The sequence below is a fragment of the Brevundimonas kwangchunensis genome (assembly GCF_039523815.1).
In the GTDB taxonomy this organism is placed as follows: Bacteria; Pseudomonadota; Alphaproteobacteria; order Caulobacterales; family Caulobacteraceae; genus Brevundimonas; species Brevundimonas kwangchunensis.
Window position 1 is genome coordinate 133,712 of sequence record NZ_BAAAGA010000001.1, and the last position, 15,437, is coordinate 149,148.

General features: G+C 68.8%; 16 protein-coding genes. 8 read left to right on the forward strand and 8 right to left on the reverse strand.

All coding sequences use genetic code 11. The features are described from left to right. The first annotated feature begins 263 nt into the window (after positions 1-263). Positions 264-686 carry a hypothetical protein gene (locus ABDZ95_RS00730; RefSeq protein ID WP_343788841.1) on the forward strand — a complete coding sequence of 141 codons (423 nt, stop codon included), beginning with the start codon at positions 264-266 and terminating at the stop codon, positions 684-686. A 7-nt stretch (positions 687-693) separates the two neighbouring features. Here ABDZ95_RS00730 and ABDZ95_RS00735 read toward each other — a convergent pair whose 3' ends face one another. Beyond that, positions 694-1,629, reverse strand: coding sequence for a hypothetical protein (locus ABDZ95_RS00735; RefSeq protein ID WP_343788844.1), 936 nt, complete (start codon positions 1,627-1,629; stop codon positions 694-696). Between the two features lie 275 nt (positions 1,630-1,904). Here ABDZ95_RS00735 and ABDZ95_RS00740 point away from each other — a divergent pair, with 275 nt between their 5' ends. Further along, entirely contained in the window at positions 1,905-2,369 is a 465-nt protein-coding gene (locus tag ABDZ95_RS00740; protein WP_343788847.1) for a hypothetical protein, read from the forward strand. A gap of 57 nt (positions 2,370-2,426) precedes the next feature. Here ABDZ95_RS00740 and ABDZ95_RS00745 read toward each other — a convergent pair whose 3' ends face one another. From ABDZ95_RS00745 to selD, 3 genes are read right to left on the reverse strand one after another with little or no spacing between them, the layout of a single operon-like run. Then, on the reverse strand, positions 2,427-3,722 hold the full coding sequence (locus ABDZ95_RS00745; RefSeq protein WP_343788852.1) for a dicarboxylate/amino acid:cation symporter: 1,296 nt from the start codon (positions 3,720-3,722) through the stop codon (positions 2,427-2,429). A 9-nt stretch (positions 3,723-3,731) separates the two neighbouring features. Continuing rightward, positions 3,732-4,796, reverse strand: coding sequence for a tRNA 2-selenouridine(34) synthase MnmH (gene mnmH / locus ABDZ95_RS00750; protein WP_343788855.1), 1,065 nt, complete (start codon positions 4,794-4,796; stop codon positions 3,732-3,734). Then, a complete protein-coding gene (gene selD, locus ABDZ95_RS00755; protein ID WP_343788858.1) occupies positions 4,793-5,836 on the reverse strand; it encodes a selenide, water dikinase SelD in 1,044 nt (347 codons plus the stop codon). The genes mnmH and selD overlap by 4 nt, the downstream gene beginning before the upstream one ends. Positions 5,837-5,901: 65 nt before the next feature. Between selD and ABDZ95_RS00760 the strand changes: the two genes are divergently transcribed. From ABDZ95_RS00760 to ABDZ95_RS00780, 5 genes are all read left to right on the forward strand, one after another. Further along, positions 5,902-7,755, forward strand: a complete 1,854-nt coding sequence (locus ABDZ95_RS00760) for a family 43 glycosylhydrolase (protein ID WP_343788862.1) — start codon at positions 5,902-5,904, stop codon at positions 7,753-7,755. A gap of 304 nt (positions 7,756-8,059) precedes the next feature. Then, entirely contained in the window at positions 8,060-8,719 is a 660-nt protein-coding gene (locus ABDZ95_RS00765) for a glutathione S-transferase (RefSeq protein WP_343788865.1), read from the forward strand. Positions 8,720-8,785: 66 nt separating this feature from the next. After that, positions 8,786-8,989: a hypothetical protein gene (locus tag ABDZ95_RS00770; RefSeq protein ID WP_343788868.1), complete on the forward strand. Its 204-nt coding sequence runs from the start codon at positions 8,786-8,788 to the stop codon at positions 8,987-8,989. A 118-nt stretch (positions 8,990-9,107) separates the two neighbouring features. Continuing rightward, on the forward strand, positions 9,108-9,581 hold the full coding sequence (gene greA / locus ABDZ95_RS00775) for a transcription elongation factor GreA (protein ID WP_343788871.1): 474 nt from the start codon (positions 9,108-9,110) through the stop codon (positions 9,579-9,581). Continuing rightward, a complete protein-coding gene (locus tag ABDZ95_RS00780; protein WP_343788874.1) occupies positions 9,572-10,567 on the forward strand; it encodes a mitochondrial fission ELM1 family protein in 996 nt (331 codons plus the stop codon). The genes greA and ABDZ95_RS00780 overlap by 10 nt, the downstream gene beginning before the upstream one ends. Positions 10,568-10,585: 18 nt before the next feature. Here ABDZ95_RS00780 and ABDZ95_RS00785 read toward each other — a convergent pair whose 3' ends face one another. Continuing rightward, positions 10,586-10,885 (reverse strand): glycine zipper domain-containing protein, encoded by a 300-nt coding sequence (locus ABDZ95_RS00785; protein ID WP_343788876.1) that lies wholly within the window; start codon positions 10,883-10,885, stop codon positions 10,586-10,588. 68 nt (positions 10,886-10,953) lie between these two features. Between ABDZ95_RS00785 and trxB the strand changes: the two genes are divergently transcribed. Then, positions 10,954-11,964, forward strand: a complete 1,011-nt coding sequence (trxB, locus tag ABDZ95_RS00790; RefSeq protein WP_343788879.1) for a thioredoxin-disulfide reductase — start codon at positions 10,954-10,956, stop codon at positions 11,962-11,964. Between the two features lie 240 nt (positions 11,965-12,204). On the opposite strand, the gene ABDZ95_RS00795 is transcribed toward trxB, so the two are convergent. The 3 genes from ABDZ95_RS00795 to ABDZ95_RS00805 form a co-directional block, all read right to left on the reverse strand. Next, positions 12,205-13,167, reverse strand: coding sequence for an aldo/keto reductase (locus ABDZ95_RS00795; protein WP_343788882.1), 963 nt, complete (start codon positions 13,165-13,167; stop codon positions 12,205-12,207). Positions 13,168-13,245: 78 nt separating this feature from the next. Beyond that, complete coding sequence (locus ABDZ95_RS00800; RefSeq protein WP_343788885.1) at positions 13,246-13,653, reverse strand: response regulator; 408 nt, start codon at positions 13,651-13,653, stop codon at positions 13,246-13,248. 96 nt (positions 13,654-13,749) lie between these two features. Then, positions 13,750-15,399, reverse strand: coding sequence for a sensor histidine kinase (locus tag ABDZ95_RS00805; RefSeq protein ID WP_343788889.1), 1,650 nt, complete (start codon positions 15,397-15,399; stop codon positions 13,750-13,752). Positions 15,400-15,437: the final 38 nt, after the last annotated feature.

The following is a 15,437-nucleotide window of genomic DNA, read 5'->3' on the forward strand; positions in this document are numbered from 1 at the left end:
GGCGGCGATCCAGCACATGCGAGGCGGCGGCGACGTCGCTTCGCAGCGAGCTGCGGGTGGTCTGAGCGTGATCTGACGGGCGGCACTGGATTCCCGCCTTCGCGGGGATGAGCGGAAGGTTTTTTCTCGACAACACTTCCCGGTGATTTCCGCCAGTCGTTCCGACGCCCGACCGGCCAGTTTGACCACAAACGCCAGAGCTCGCCGACCTGTGGATAAGTGATGCGACCGTTTTTGACGTAGCGGCGTGTCAGGCTACGCGAATGGAACATCATCGTTTGCGCAAGTATCGGGGGCCGGAGACGTGGCGACGCGTCAGGGAAGCCTATCTGGCGGGTGAGAGCGCCCGCGCCGTGGCCCTGCGCTTCGACGTCGGTGAGTCGAACGTCCGGCGGAAGGCCATGCAGGAAGGCTGGACCCGCAAGACATACGCCGGGCAGCATGACCTGAGGCCGATGCGCGGCGAGGCCGATGGGCCGGCGCCGGCCATCGGAACGCTGGAAGATCTCGACGCCCTGCCCGAGCCGCCGCCCGTGGACGCCGATCAGGCCATCCGCAAGGCGGCGCGGCGGGCGGCGTGGCTGATCGGCCGGGGCCAGGCGACGGAGGCGATGGCCCTGCTCAGGGCGGCGGAGACCCTGTCGCGGATGAGATGGGCGACGAAGCCGGGGTCCGGCCCGGGGTGATGTCGGTTTATCGTCCGACCGGGCGGGCGGGGTCTCGAGTGAACTCGCGCTCCATCCCCGCGGCGATCTCCCGCTCCTGGAACCGGCGGCTGGGGCGGCCCGGCGGCGTGCGATACAGAGAGCGGAGATAGGCCATGTCCCACTCCGTCAGGCTGGCGCTGCCCACCGGTCGGGAAAACAGCGACAGGATGCTGGGGAAGCCTGCGGCTTGGGTTCCCGGGTCGATCTGGGACAGCATGACCATGGCCGCGTAGTCCGCCAGCGACGCGGTGGAGGTATCCCCCAGCCGCGATGTATCGACGATGATCACACCCTGCTGGAGATCCGTCCGCATGCCAGACCCAAGGCGCGACATCCGGTCCACGACGACCTGAGGAACCTCTACCTCCTCTCCATCCGCGGTGTAGATGGTGACCATCTGGACCGGGTTGCCGGTCGATTCCGAAACGTCTTGGCTGAGATGCCACCAGCGCACCGGGCGGTCGCTGTTGATGAAGGCGTCGAGGTCCGCGCGGGTCAGGCGCGGGCCGGCCTGCCCGGGAGGAATAAAGGACAGCGGACTACCCGCGGCGAGGGCTTCCGCCGTGACCTTTCCGTTGCTGGTGAAGATCACCAGCATGTTGGCGCGGCACCCCGGACCATCGACGGCGGCGCCGGCGTCGATCGCGACGCGAGCCATATGGTCGATGAAGGGCTGAGCGTACTCGGGCCGGGCATTCACTGTGCCGATGCAGATGGGCCGGTTCCAGCGCGCCATCAGCCGGCGCGGCGGGCCGCCGCCGATCTCGGTGACGAAAGACCTGAGTTGCTCCGGCTCGGCCGCCGCACCCCGGACGACCACATCAGCGAGGGTGGTGGGGTCGACCTGTTGGGCAGGGGATTGAGGTGCGGGGGGCGGGACCTGCGGATCGGCTGTGGAATGAAGAAGCGCGAGGGCGGCCACGGCGGCGCTGAAGAACATTGGCCCGCTTCCTTAGATCCGATGAAATGAACAGGACACGATCATCAACCTGAAATAGTCAGGCTTGCAAGAGTGAGATGCGCGCCGGACGGCGCCGGGGGCCGGAATAAGGGACCGTCGTCGCACCGTCCCGCGGCCATTCCCGGCGGGCGACGCTTTCGGAACGCCCGGTCAGGAAGTTTGCGATGAAACGCGTCCCTGACGCGTCCGGGCATCGGGCAGGCTGACAGGCTAGCGGGTTCAAGAGGAGCCCCCCAATGACTGACAACACCGCAGACAAGCCGGCCAAGCCGAAGTTTTCCTGGAATCCGTTCGTACCGATCATCGATGAGGCCCACGCGCGAGGCCTCGCCAAGGAGGGCGGCGCGGCGTGCATCGGCCTGGTCGCCTTCGGCTATGTGGCCATGACCGTGATCGTGATGCTGGGCGGCGAGTCGCCCTTCGCGCCGGGCGGCGACAAGACCAGCGTGCTGATCGCCCATGCCGTGGTGCTGGGCATCGCGGCCCTGCTGGGCTGGCAGATCTGGACGAAGCAGCCGGTTTGGGCCGTGGGCCTGGCGCTGGCTTGGATGATCATCGAGACGGCCGGCAAGCTGATGGTCATTATCGGCAACGGACCGGGCGGCGGCGCGGCCAGCTTCGTGCTGAACGCGATCGGCCTGGTGGTCGGGGTGCAGGCCGTGCGCGCGGCGCTGTGGCTGGGCAAGCAGAAGAAGGGCTGAGACGCACGACGACTGCGTATCGAGGCCCGTTCCTTCGGGGCGGGCCTTTTTCCTGCGTCAGATGCCCCCGCCGGCCTCCGGGTCCGCCTGGGCGTCGCGGCCCTCCACGATGCGGGCGGCGGCGAGGTCGGCGGTGACGTTGCCGATGGTGCGGAAGATGTCGGGGATGACCTCGACCGCCAGCAGCAGCGGCAGAACCTGCACCGGCACGCCCATGGCCAGGCAGATGGGGGCGATGGAGACGAAGAAGCTGACCTGACCGGGCAGGCCGACCGTGCCGACCGACACGGCGATGGCGGTGACGGCGCCGGCGAACCAGGCGGCGGGTCCCAGATCGATGCCGTGCAGGTGGGCGACGTAGATGACCACGCCGAGGTTGGCCACCGGGCTGGTGATGCGGAAGATGGCGACGGCCAGCGGCAGGACGAGGCCGGCGGTGGCGTTGGACAGGCCCAGCGCGGTGCGGGCCTGCTCAACCATGGCCGGGAGGCTGGCCAGAGAGGACTGGGTCGAGAAGGCCACGACCTGCGCCGGGATGACGCCGCGGGCGAAGCGTCCGAGACCGATGCGGCCCCACGGGACGACGACGGCGTAGATCAGCAGGATCAGCCCGACCTGGGCCAGGACGATGATGGCGACGTAGTGGCCCAGCACGCCCAGCGCGCCGAGGCCGGCGTTCAGGCCCACGCCCATCGACAGGGCGAAGACGCCCAGCGGCGCGGCCTTCAGCACCCAGTGGACGATCACGATCATGGTCTCGGACACGGCCTCAAAGAAGCCGACCAGAGGCGCACGGCGGGCGATGTCGAGGCGGGTGACCGCGAAGCCGAACGCGATGGCGAAGACGACGATGCCGAGGATGGCGTCCTCGGCCGCGGCGCGGATCGGGTTGGCGGGCGCGAGGCTGGCGAGGAAGCCGGCGATGCCGCCGTTGCCGGAGTTCTGCCTGACCACCGAGGCGTCGGGGGCTCCGGCCAGAAGGGTGCGGGCGCCGTCGGCGGCGATGGGCCAGATCGCGTGCAGGCTCTCGGCCGCGAAGATGGCCCAGATCGTCGCGCCGACCAGAAGGATGGCGAAGACCATCAGCGCCTTTAGCGCCAGCCGGCCGGTCGCGGCGGCGTCGGCGATGGAGGCGATGCCGGTGACCAGCAGGCTGAACACCAGTGGGATGATGGTCATCTTCAGCGCGTTCAGCCACAGCGAGCCGACGGCGGCGATGACCTCGGCCGTCCCCTCCCCGCCCGGCAGGCCCCAAGCCTGGGCGGCGGCGCCGGCGAACAGGCCCGCCAGCAGGGCGACCAGCACCCACAGGCTGAGGGACATCAGGGCGGAGCGCAGTCGTGAAGCGGCCATCGGGCGAAGCTAGGCGGCGAATTCCCCGCCGTCGAGCGCCTTGATGATCGCCCGGGCGGCGGCGGTCGCATGGTCCGGGGACGGACCGTCCAGCGCGACCTCGGCCAGCAGGCGACGGGGGCGGTCCAGCGCCTGCTTGCGCCAGGCGGGGTCGTAGTGGTGGGCGATCAGGTCCTCGACGAGGGGTTCGAGCTCACCGGCGGCGGCGAGGTCCCGCCAGCGGGCGATGTCAGTCTTCGCATGATGGCGCGGCAGGCGGCCCAGGGCGGCGTCGAGCGCGCCCGGGTCGGCGGCGATGTCGGCATAGTCGGCGAGGATGCGGGCGACCCGGTCGCGCAGGCGCGCGTCCAGACGGACCAGCGGCGCGGCCTTCATGGCGTTCCAGAGTGACTGCGGCAGGGCGCGACGGCCGATGCGGCTGCTCTCCGCCTCGACGATCACCGGACGCGCCGGATCGAGGCGGGACAGGGCGTCGTGCAGGGCGGTCTCGAACGCCTTCTGAGACGGCTGGCCGCCGACGGTGGCGCCGAACAGGGAGCCGCGGTGACCGGCGAGGGCCTCGAGATCGAGGGTCTGTGCGCCCTCGGCCGCCAGCGTGGACAGGAGCGCGGTCTTGCCGGCGCCTGTCGGGCCGTCCAGCAGGACAAGGCGGTGCGGCAGGGGCTGGTCGTAGAGGCCGGCCACGACCTGCCGCCGCCAGGTCTGGTAGCCGCCCTCGAGCACGGTCACGGGCCAGCCGACCTGTTCCATGACCGCGACCATGGCGCCCGATCGCTGCCCGCCCCGCCAGCAATAGACCAGCGGCTGGTAACCGCCGCCGACGCCCGACAGCGGGCCGTCGAGGTGGGCGGCGATGTTGCGCGCGACCATGGCGGCGCCGCGCCGGCGAGCCTCGAACTTGGAGCCACGGACGTACTCGGCGCCGATCTCCGCGCGCTGGGCGTCGTCGAGGACGGGCAGATTGATGGCGCCCGGCAGGTGGTCCCCGGCGAACTCCGAGGGGCTGCGCACGTCGATCAGGGCGGTGAAGCCGTCACGGGCGGCGGGGCTCAGGTCCGTGGTGCGACGGATCACGCGACGCGGACCCGGGCCGGCCCCTCGACCACGCGGCCGATGGTGGCGGCGGCGTCGAAGCCGGCAGCGCGGACTTGGGCGAGAACCGCCGGGGCCTGATCCCCGGCCACGGCGATCAGCAGTCCGCCGGAGGTCTGGGGGTCGGTCAGCAGGTCGCGCCGCCACTCCGGCAAGTCGGCGGGCAGGTCACAGTCTGCGCCATAAGCCGCCCAGTTGCGGACCGAGGCCCCGGTGCGTACGCCGGCGGCGGCGAGGGTTTCGACGCCGGGCAGCAGGGGCGGATCGGGCGTCAGTTCGACCGTGGCCCCTGCCCCGCGCGCCATCTCCAGCGCGTGGCCCAGCAGACCGAAGCCGGTGACGTCGGTCATGGCGTGGACGCCCTCGCGGCCGGCCATGTCGGCGCCGACGGTGTTCAGCCGGGTGGTCGAGGCGATCAGGGCCGCGTAGCCCGCGTCATCCAGCCGCCCGGCCTTGAGCGCGGCGCTGTAGACTCCGACGCCCAGCGCCTTGGTCAGGATCAACACGTCGCGGGGGCGGGCGCCGCGATTGGTCAGGACCTTGTCCGGCTCGACCAGGCCCAGGCCGACGAGGCCATAGATCGGCTCGACGCTGTCGATCGAATGGCCGCCGGCGACGGGGATGCCCGCCACGGCGCAGACGTCAGCCCCGCCGCGCAGGATCTCGCCGATGGTCTCCGGCGACAGGACGTTGACCGGCATGCCGACGAGGGCCAGCGCCAGGATCGGCCGGCCGCCCATGGCGTAGATGTCGGACAGGGCGTTGGTCGCGGCGATGCGGCCAAAGTCGTACGGATCGTCCACTACCGGCATGAAGAAATCGGTCGTGGCGACCAGCGCCTGCCGGTCGTTCAGCCGCCAGACCGCGGCATCGTCGCTGGTTTCGGTCCCCACCATCAGATCGGCGAAGGACGCGGCGGCCGGCATCCGCTTCAGGATGTCCTGCAGCACGCCCGGCGCGATCTTGCAGCCGCAGCCGCCGCCGTGGGCGAGCGATGTCAGGCGGGGTTCGGACGCGGTCATGGCTCCGGTGTGGGCGAAACGGCTCGTGAACTCAATGACCGGCCCCGCATGCTAGCCTGCCGGCCATGCGCACGACCATCCTGACCGCCCTTGCGGCCCTGATCGCCCTGCCCGCTTTCGCCCAGGAGGCGCGGCCGCGGACGTGGGCCAATCCGGTGGACGTGGATTACAAATACAATTTCGAGCAGACGCACCGGGGCATCAGCTACCGCACCGGGGCGGATCCGGTGATCGTGCTGCATCGCGACCGGTATTTCCTGTTCCAGACGCTGGCCGACGGATACTGGACCTCGCCCGACCTGCTGGACTGGACCTATGTCCAGCCGAACCGCTGGCCGTTCGAGAGCAATGTGGCGCCGGCGGCGCGGTCGGACGGTGAGCGGCTGTACCTGATGCAGTCGGCGTTCGAGCCGCGGCCGGTGCTGGTCAGCGAGCATCCGGAGACGGGACAGTGGGAGTGGCACACCCGCATCCTGCCGCCCGTACCCGGCGCCCTGACCCGCAGCGAGGAAGGCGCCTATGCCGACGGCGCCCTGCCCGAGGGCAAGCTGCCGCCCGGGCCGTGGGACCCGGACCTGTTCATCGACATGCCGGAAAGCGGGGGGGACGGCCGCTGGTACCTGTACTGGGGCTCGTCGAACGTTCATCCGCTCTATGCCGTCGAGGTCGATCCGACCCCGCCCATGCGCTTCATCGGCGATGTGGTGAAGCTGCATGTCCTGCATCCCGACCGGCACGGCTGGGAGCGGTTCGGGCAGGATCACTCGGGCGCCCTGCCCGACGGGACGGCCATCGCCCCCTACATGGAGGGGGCGTGGATGACGAAGCACGGCGGACGGTACTATCTGCAGTACGGGGCGCCGGGAACCGAGTTCAACGCCTACGCCAACGGCGTTTATGTCTCAGACAGCCCGCTGGGGCCGTTCGAGTACGCGCCGTACAATCCGATCAGCTACAAGCCCGGCGGTTTCGTCGAGGGGGCGGGTCACGGCTCGACCTTCCAGGACCGGCACGGCAACTGGTGGAACACCGGCACGCCGTGGATCGGGCACAACTGGACCTTCGAGCGGCGGATCGCGATGTTCCCCGGCGGCTTCACGCCCGACGGCCAGATGCATTTCACCAGCCGCTTCGGCGACTATCCGCATCGGATGCCCGACGGGCCGGTCAGCGATCCGGAGAGCCTGTTCACCGGCTGGTTCCCCCTGTCGTATCGGGCCGCCGCCACGGCCTCATCGACGCGGGGCGAGTTCGGGGCGGATCGGGCGACGGACGAGAACCCGCGCACCTTCTGGGTTGCCGACCGCAATGAGGCCGGACAGACGCTGACGCTGGATCTGGGCGCGGTGAAGCGGGTCCATGCGGTGCAGGTGAACTATGCGGACCACGAGGCCGGGATCTATGCCGAGCGGCGGGACATCCGCACGCGCTTCCGCATCCTGTGGTCGGCGGACGGACAGGACTGGCGGGTGTTCGCAGACCTGTCCGACTCGGACCGAGACCGGCCGAACGCCTATCTGGAGGGCGAGACGCCGGTGGACGCGCGCTTCATCCGCTACGAGCATGGAGAGATCGCCGGCGCGAACCTGGCCATCGGGGACCTGAGGGTGTTCGGCACGGTCGAGGGGCCAGCTCCGGCAAGGCCCGAGGCGACGGTCACGCGTGGGGAAGACCAGAGGAACGCGCTGGTCCGTATCCGGCCAGTGGAGGGGGCGCTGGGCTACAATGTGCGCTGGGGGACGGCGCCGGACCGGCTGTTCCTGACCTACCAGATTTACGCCGATGATCTGACGGCGGCGCAGGACCAGTTGGAGATCCGGGCGCTGAATGTTGGCGTCCACTACTGGTTCGCAGTCGAGGCCTTCTCGCCGGCCGGGGTATCGGCGTTGGACGAGGTCGTTGCGGTTCCGGCGCGCTGAACGCAATCGACGCCGTGACGTTTGCAGGGAAAGGAGATTCGCATGCCCATTCCCAAGCTCGCCACTCTGGTTGGAGGTCTTTTGCTCAGCCGCGGCGGTCGCCGAATGGCTGGTCGGCATGCCGGGAAGCTCGCGCTCGCCACGCTCGCTTGGCAGCTCTGGCAGGGTCGGCAGGCCTCAAAGGCAGGCCCCACCAGCCGCCAACCGCATCCCCGGCACGCCTGGAGCGGCCGTCGTCGCTGATTTCGCTGGACCGACGCCGCGTCAATCTTCCTAACTGGGACGCTCAACGACGGGGCCGGCCATGATCATCGTGCATCACCTGAACGACTCGCGGTCGCAGCGCGTGCTGTGGCTGCTGGAGGAGATGGGCGTGCCGTATGAGGTGAAGCGGTACGAGCGGGATGCGAACACCCGGCTGGCGCCGCCGGAGCTGCGGGCGATCCATCCGCTGGGCAAGTCGCCGGTGATCCAGCATGGCGATGTGATCGTGGCCGAGACGGGGGCGATCGTCGAGTACCTGCTGGAGACCTTCCCCAACACGCTGAAACCCGCGGCGGGAAGCGAGGCGGCGCGGCGCTATACCTACTGGCTGCACTACGCCGAGGGGTCGGCGATGACGCCCCTGCTGCTGAGCCTGATCTTCGGGGAAATCCCGCGGCGGTCGCCGGCCCTGATCCGGCCGATCGCCAACGGGATCGCCAAGAAGGTCCGCGCGCGGCTGATCACGCCGCAGATCGCCAGCCACACGGCCTACTGGGAGGCGGAGCTGGCGAAGAGCGGCTGGTTCGCCGGCGAGGCGTTCAGCGCGGCGGACATCATGATGAGCTTCCCGCTGGAGGCAGCGGCGTCGCGCGCGGGCTTCCCGGACAAGCCGAACTGTCGGGCGTTCGTGGAGCGGATCCATGCCCGGCCGGCCTACAAGGCGGCGCTGGAACGCGGCGGACCTTACGCCTACGCCTGAAAAGACACAGTCGGGGAACAAGTGCGAGACACCGCAACCCCCCGCACGCGACGGCGTTAAGGTTTCATGCGCCTGAAGACCGTCCAGATCATCGCCGCCCTGGCTGCCGCCATCGCATTCGTGCTCGCGTTCATCGCAGCGGGGATCGCGATCGTGTCGGCCCTGTTCATGGCGATGGGGCTGGCCGCCGTGGCGTGGCTGGTCTGGAGCCTGCTGCGCCACGGCGCGCTGAAAACCCAGGCCGCCCGCGACAGAGAGACACCCGCCTGATCGGCGGACTTGAACCTTTCCTCAGGCCGCACTACCCTCTTTGCCCGGTCGCGTTCGCCCCGCGACCAGTCTGGTTCGAGTAATCTGTCATTCGGGCGAAGCAAGAAATTCACGACATATGGAAAAAGTGCCGATGACGGCCGAGGGCTACCGTGTCCTCGACGATCAGCTGAAGCAATTGAAGTCGGTCGAAAGGCCGAGCGTCATCGCGGCCATCTCCGAGGCCCGCGAGCACGGCGATCTGTCTGAAAACGCAGAATATCACGCTGCCAAGGAGCGCCAGGGCTGGATCGAGGGCTCGATCGCCGACATCGAGGACAAGCTGTCCCGCGCCCAGGTGATCGACGTCTCGAAACTGTCGGGCGACCAGGTGAAGTTCGGCGCCACGGTCACCGTGGTCGACGAGGACACCGAGGAAGAAGGCCGCTACCAGATCGTCGGCGAGCATGAAGCCGATGTGAAGGCGGGCAAGATCTCCATCGCCTCGCCGATCGCCCGCGCCATGATCTCGAAAGAGGTCGGCGACGTGGTCGAGGTCAACACGCCCGGCGGCGTGAAGGCCTACGAGATCCTCAAGGTCGAGTGGAAGTAGGCTCGCAGAAGCCGCTTTCGATCCGGGTCGTCTCTGACGGCCGGATCGGCATGGAAAATCAGGCGCTGGGGTTGGCGGAAGCCCTCCAGCGCCTTTCGCCGTCTGAAATCACCATCCGCCGCGTGAAGTGGCGCAAGGCGTTCGACAAGCTGCCGTCGGCGCTCAAGGCGTCATGGATGCTGGATCCGGCGGGCGACGATCCGTTTCCCGCCGCCGGGGAGCCTTGGCCGGATGTGTGGATCGCAACCGGACGGGCGACCCTGCCCCTGTCGCTGATGGCGAAGCGGCGCTCGGGCGGAAAGACGTTCGTGGTGCAGACGCAGGACCCGCGCTGGCGGACGGGCGACTACGATCTGGTCGTGGCGCCCCGGCATGACGGGATCGCGGGGGCGAACGTGCTGTCGATCACCGGCTCGCCGCACCGGGTGACGCCCGCGCGGGTGGCCGAGGGGGCGGCGGCGTTCGCGTACCGGCTGGAAGCCCTGTCCCGGCCCCGGGTGGCGGTGCTGATCGGCGGAAAGTCGCGGGCGCACGATCTGCCGGAGGCGCATGCGGCTGAGCTGGCGGATCGGATCGCGACGGCGATCGGGGACGTGGGCGGCTCACTGATGCTGACGTTCTCCCGCCGGACGCCCGAGGCGGCGAAGGCGGCGATCACGGCGCGGCTGTCAGGCCTGCCGGGGCTGATCTGGGACGGAACCGGGGCGAACCCCTATTTCGCCTTTCTGCACTACGCCGACCAGGTCCTAGTCACCGAGGACAGCGCCAACATGGCGGCCGAGGCAGCCTCGACCGGCAAGCCGGTGCAGGTGCTGCCGATGGTGGCGACGAAGCCGGCGGACAAGTTCGGGCGACTGCATGCGGACCTGCGCGAGCGGGGGGCGGCGCGGGCGTTCGACGGGTCGCTGGCAAGCTGGGCGTATGAGCCGCTGGCGGAGACGGATCGGGCGGCGCGGGAGGTGTTGCGGAGGATGGGGCGGGTCTGAATTCCTGGAGTCGTCGGTTCAGTCCCCGCCGCCGCCACCGCCATCGCCGCCGCCGTCGGACCCGCTGTCCCCGGCGTCAGCGTCCTTCGAGCGGCCGCCGCCGTCGGAGATGACGCCGGAACCGCCGTCGGAACCGTCCTTCTTCGCCGCCTTCGCATTGGCCGCCCCCATCAGCGCGACGCCCAGACCTGCGCCGATGGCGACTCCGAGGCTGAGGCCCATCGCCAGATTGTCCGTCGCCACGCCGATGGCCGTGCCGATGGAGATGCCCATGGCGACCCCGATCGGGAGGAACGCCGCACCCTGACCCGTCTTCATCCCCTGCTCCTGTGCTGCACGGCCAGACTATCATTCCGAAAAGCGGAATCAGCCCCTAAATAGGGCCCATGAGCACTCTCCGTACCGTCCGCGTCGCCATCATCGGCTCCGGCCCCGCCGGCTGGACCGCCGCCATCTACGCCGCACGCGCGCTGCTGCAGCCCGTGGTGATCGCCGGGCTTCAGCCGGGCGGGCAGCTGACCATCACGACCGATGTCGAGAACTATCCGGGCTTCGCCGACGTGATCCAGGGCCCGTGGCTGATGGAGCAGATGCAGAAGCAGGCCGAGCACGTCGGGACCGAGGTGATCCACGACATCGTGGTCAAGGCCGATCTGTCGCAGCGTCCGTTCCGTCTGACGCTGGACAGCGGGACCGAGATGCTGGCCGAGACGGTGATCATCTCGACGGGCGCCCAGGCCAAGTGGCTGGGGCTGGAGAGCGAGGCGAAGTACCAGGGCTTCGGCGTGTCGGCCTGCGCCACCTGCGACGGCTTCTTCTATCGCGGCAAGGACGTGATCGTGGTCGGCGGCGGCAACACCGCGGTCGAGGAGGCGCTGTTCCTGACCAACTTCGCGTCGAAGGTGACCGTCGTGCACCGCCGCGACGAGTTCCGCGCAGAGCGCATCCTGCAGGACCGCCTGTTCGCCCATCCGAAGGTCGAGGTGGTGTGGGACAACGCCATCGACGAGATCCTGGGCGAGACCAACAGCTTCGGCGGCGTGAACGTCACCGGGGCGCGGATCAAGAACGTGAAGACGGGCGAGACACGCGACATCGCGGCGGATGGCGTCTTCATCGCCATCGGCCATGCGCCGTCGTCGGAGCTGTTCGCCGGCCAGCTGGAAACCAAGCAGGGCGGCTATCTGGTGGTGAAGCCGGGGACGGCGGCGACCGCGATCGAGGGCGTGTGGGCCGCCGGCGACGTGACCGACGACATCTATCGCCAGGCGGTGACGGCGGCCGGCATGGGCTGCATGGCCGCGCTGGAAGCCGTTCGCTTCCTCGCCGAACAGGATCATAAGGCCGAGGGCCACCCGATCACGCACAAGGAAGCGGAGAAGATCGGGGTCTGGTGAGGGCGGAGCGGTTCTGAGGCCGCTGGTTCTTCACAACGGACACCACGAATTCACAAAGGACACGACGGGAGCGAGGTCGCGGATACGATCGCGCTCCTGTGGTGCTGTCTGAGCGGAATTGATCGCAAAGCGATCGGGAAGACGTGACGGAAGGAGCCCGCCGACGGTGAAGCGCGCGCAGGCCCCGTTGTGTTCTTTGTGGTCCGTTGTGTTCGCCGTGACGAACCAACCGACCGCAGACTAGCCCTCGCTGGCCTCCGTCAGTTCCGCCAGATCGTCGTCCGATAGCGTCAACGTCGCCGCCTTGAGCGTGTCGGAGAGCTGGTCCAGCGTGGTTGCGCTGACGATGGGGGCGGTGATGGCCGGGCGGGTCAGGAGCCAGGCGAGCGAGGTTTGGGCGGGGGTGGCCTCGTTGCGGTCGGCGACGGCGCGAAGGGTGGCGAGGATGCGGACGCCGCGCTCGTCGAAGTGATCCTCGAGCATGCCGCCGCGGGCCGTGCCCTTCAGGTCGTTGGCGCTGCGGTATTTGCCCGACAGGAAGCCGGCCTCGAGGCTGAAGTAGGGAATGACGCCCAGGCCGCGCTCGACGGCGAGGTCCTGCAGCGGGCCCTCGAAGGTCTTCCGGCTGTAGAGATTGTAGTGCGGCTGGAGCGTCTGGTAGCGGGCGACGCCGTCGCGCTCGGAGATCGCGAGGGCTTCGGCGGTAGCCTCGGCCGAGTGGTTGGAGACGCCGATGGCGCGGACCTTGCCGGCCTGGATCAGGGTCTCGAAGGCGCGGAGGGTTTCGTCCTGGGGCGTCCGCTCATCAGGCCAGTGGGCCTGATAGAGGTCGATGAAGTCGGTCTGGAGCCGCTTGAGGCTGTCCTCGACCGCACGCTCGATCCAGCCGGGCGACAGGTCGTTGCGGTTGTCTTCGCCGTTCTGCCCCATGGCCGAGCCGACCTTGGTCAGGATCAGGACGCCGTCGCGACGACCGCGGGCCTTCAGCCACTCGCCGATGATGGTCTCGCTCTCGCCGCCGACATTGCCCGGCACCCAGCGCGAGTAAACATCCGCCGTGTCGATCGCGTTGAAGCCGGCGTCCACGAAGGCGTCGAGGATGGCAAAGGACCGCTCACGGTCGATGGTCCAGCCGAAGACATTGCCGCCGAAGACGAGGGGCGCGGTTTCGAGACCGCTGCGACCGAGGGGACGTTTCTGCATGGGGGAGGCTCCTGCGTTTCGGGGAGCTTCTCATCTGGTGCGCTGCAGCAAAGCCGCAATCGCCAGCTCACGGGTTTGTCAGGCGAAAAGCTGCAGGCCCGGCGGGGCGTAGTCGACCGGCTGGCCTTGGCGGCGGCGCAGGGCGTAGTCGACGGCGGTCTGCACCGCGCGCTCGTCGGTCGGCTTGGACAGCACGCCGATCGTGCCAGCGACGCCGTTGCGGACCATGCCGGGGTTGGCGGTCATGAACAAGACGGTGACGCCCTGATCCTGTCCCAGCTCGCGCCCCAGATCGACGCCGGTGGCGCCGTCGGACAGATGGATGTCGACGAGGGCGAGATCGACCTCGGCCTCCCGCACGATGTTGCGGGCCGTGCGTGCATCCGCGGCCGTGCCCACGACTTCATGGCCGAGGTCCTCGAGCACGAAGCGGAGCTCCATGGCCACAAGGGCTTCGTCTTCGATGATGAGGATGCGGGCGGTCATGGGAGGCGCAGTGTGAACTTAAATCAAATCATGATGTTGGCGGACATATGCCCGCATGAACGCGTAAGCCTACGCGCGGTTTCATTTAAATGTCGGCTAACGAACATCCAGGGCCGCTCTTCGTCTTGAGAGCGCAGTGGCCGGCAAGTTCGCGATGACATGCAAACCACCCTTCTCCCATTTCCGTTCCAGCTTGCCCCCCAATTGTCCTTCAACGGAGAGAGTCGCAAGAGATGTGCCGAAACCTGTTCGTTCCGGCTCGCCTTGCACGACGGGCCCGCCATGCTCGGTCCAGCTCAGGATGAAGCGGTCGTCAGCGCGACGGGTGATCAGGTCGACGTGGCCCTCCTCCGCGGACAGGGCGCCGTATTTGGCGGCGTTGGTGGCCAGTTCGTGGAACAGCAGGGCGACCGAAGTGGCGGCCTGATCGTCGAAGGTGGCGTCGTCACCCGACAGGCGCACGCGGGCGGCGCCGTCGGAGCCCGCATAGGCCTTGAACAAATCCGTCAGGAAGGCGTGCAGGGTCATGGACCCGACCGTTGGCCGCGAGGTCTCGGTGTGCGGGCGGACGAACTCGTGCGCGCGGGCCAAGGCGTTGATGCGGGTGCGCACGGCGGCCGAGAAGGCCTTGGCCTCGGGGAAGCGGCGAGCGGATAAGGCGATCAGGGCCGAGACGACCGCGAAGATGTTCTTGATGCGGTGGCTGAGCTCCTGGCTGAGCAGCTCCTTGGACTGCTCCATCCGCTTCAGGTCGTCGATGTCGGTGCAGGTGCCGAACCAGCGGGTGATCTCGCCGGCCTCGTTGCGCAGGGCCATGGCCCGGCCGAGCGTCCAGCGATAGACGCCCGAGCGGTGCCGCAGGCGGTACTCGATCTCGTAGGGATCGCCGGTCTCCAGTGAATGGATCCAGCGCACGCGGGCGCGCTTCTGATCGTCGGGGTGGAACATGTCGTTCCAGCCCTCGCCGTCGGTCGAACCCTCGGGCACGCCGGTGAACTCGTACCAGCGGGCGTTATAGTAGTCGTGGAAGCCGTCCGGCAGGGTCGACCAGACCATCTGCGGCATGGAGTCGGCGATGGCGCGGAAGCGAGCTTCGCTCTCGGCCAGTTGCAGGGTCATCTCGGCGAGTTCGACGTCGCGGCGGTCCCGACGCTGGTCGCTGGCGTTGCGCAGGTCGATTTCGGCCTCGTGGCGCAGGTCGCTGGCGACATGCCCGGCCAGCTTCTGCGTATCGACGGCCCGGAGGCGGCGGACTTCCATCTGGGCCATGACCTGACGGGCCAGCACCATCAGCGTTTCGGTCTGCAGCGGCGTCAGGCCGTCGGGGCGGGGCGCGCTGTCGATGACGCAAAGCGAGCCCAGCGGATGGCCGTCCGGGGAAACCAGCGGCGCTCCGGCATAGAAACGGATGTGCGGCGCGCCGGTGACCAGGGCGTTGTCGGCAAAGCGGGGGTCGAGCCGTGCGTCCGGCACGACCATGACATCCGCCCCGCGCATGGCATGGTCGCAGAAGGACACGTCGCGGGAGGTGGAGCAGGCGTCGAGGCCGACCCGGGCCTTGAACCACTGCTCATCCTCGGCGACGAGGCTGAGCAGGGCGGTCGGGGTCTCGCAGATCAGGGCCGCCAGACGAACGATCTCATCGAAGTCGGCTTCAGGCGCGGTGTGCAGGACGCCATAGGCCTTCAGCGCGGCGATGCGGCTACGCTCCGCGTGGCGGTTCTGTCCGATGGTGTCGTCTGGCACGTTCAGCCTCAGTGGCGCCGTGCGCCTTCATCTCCCGA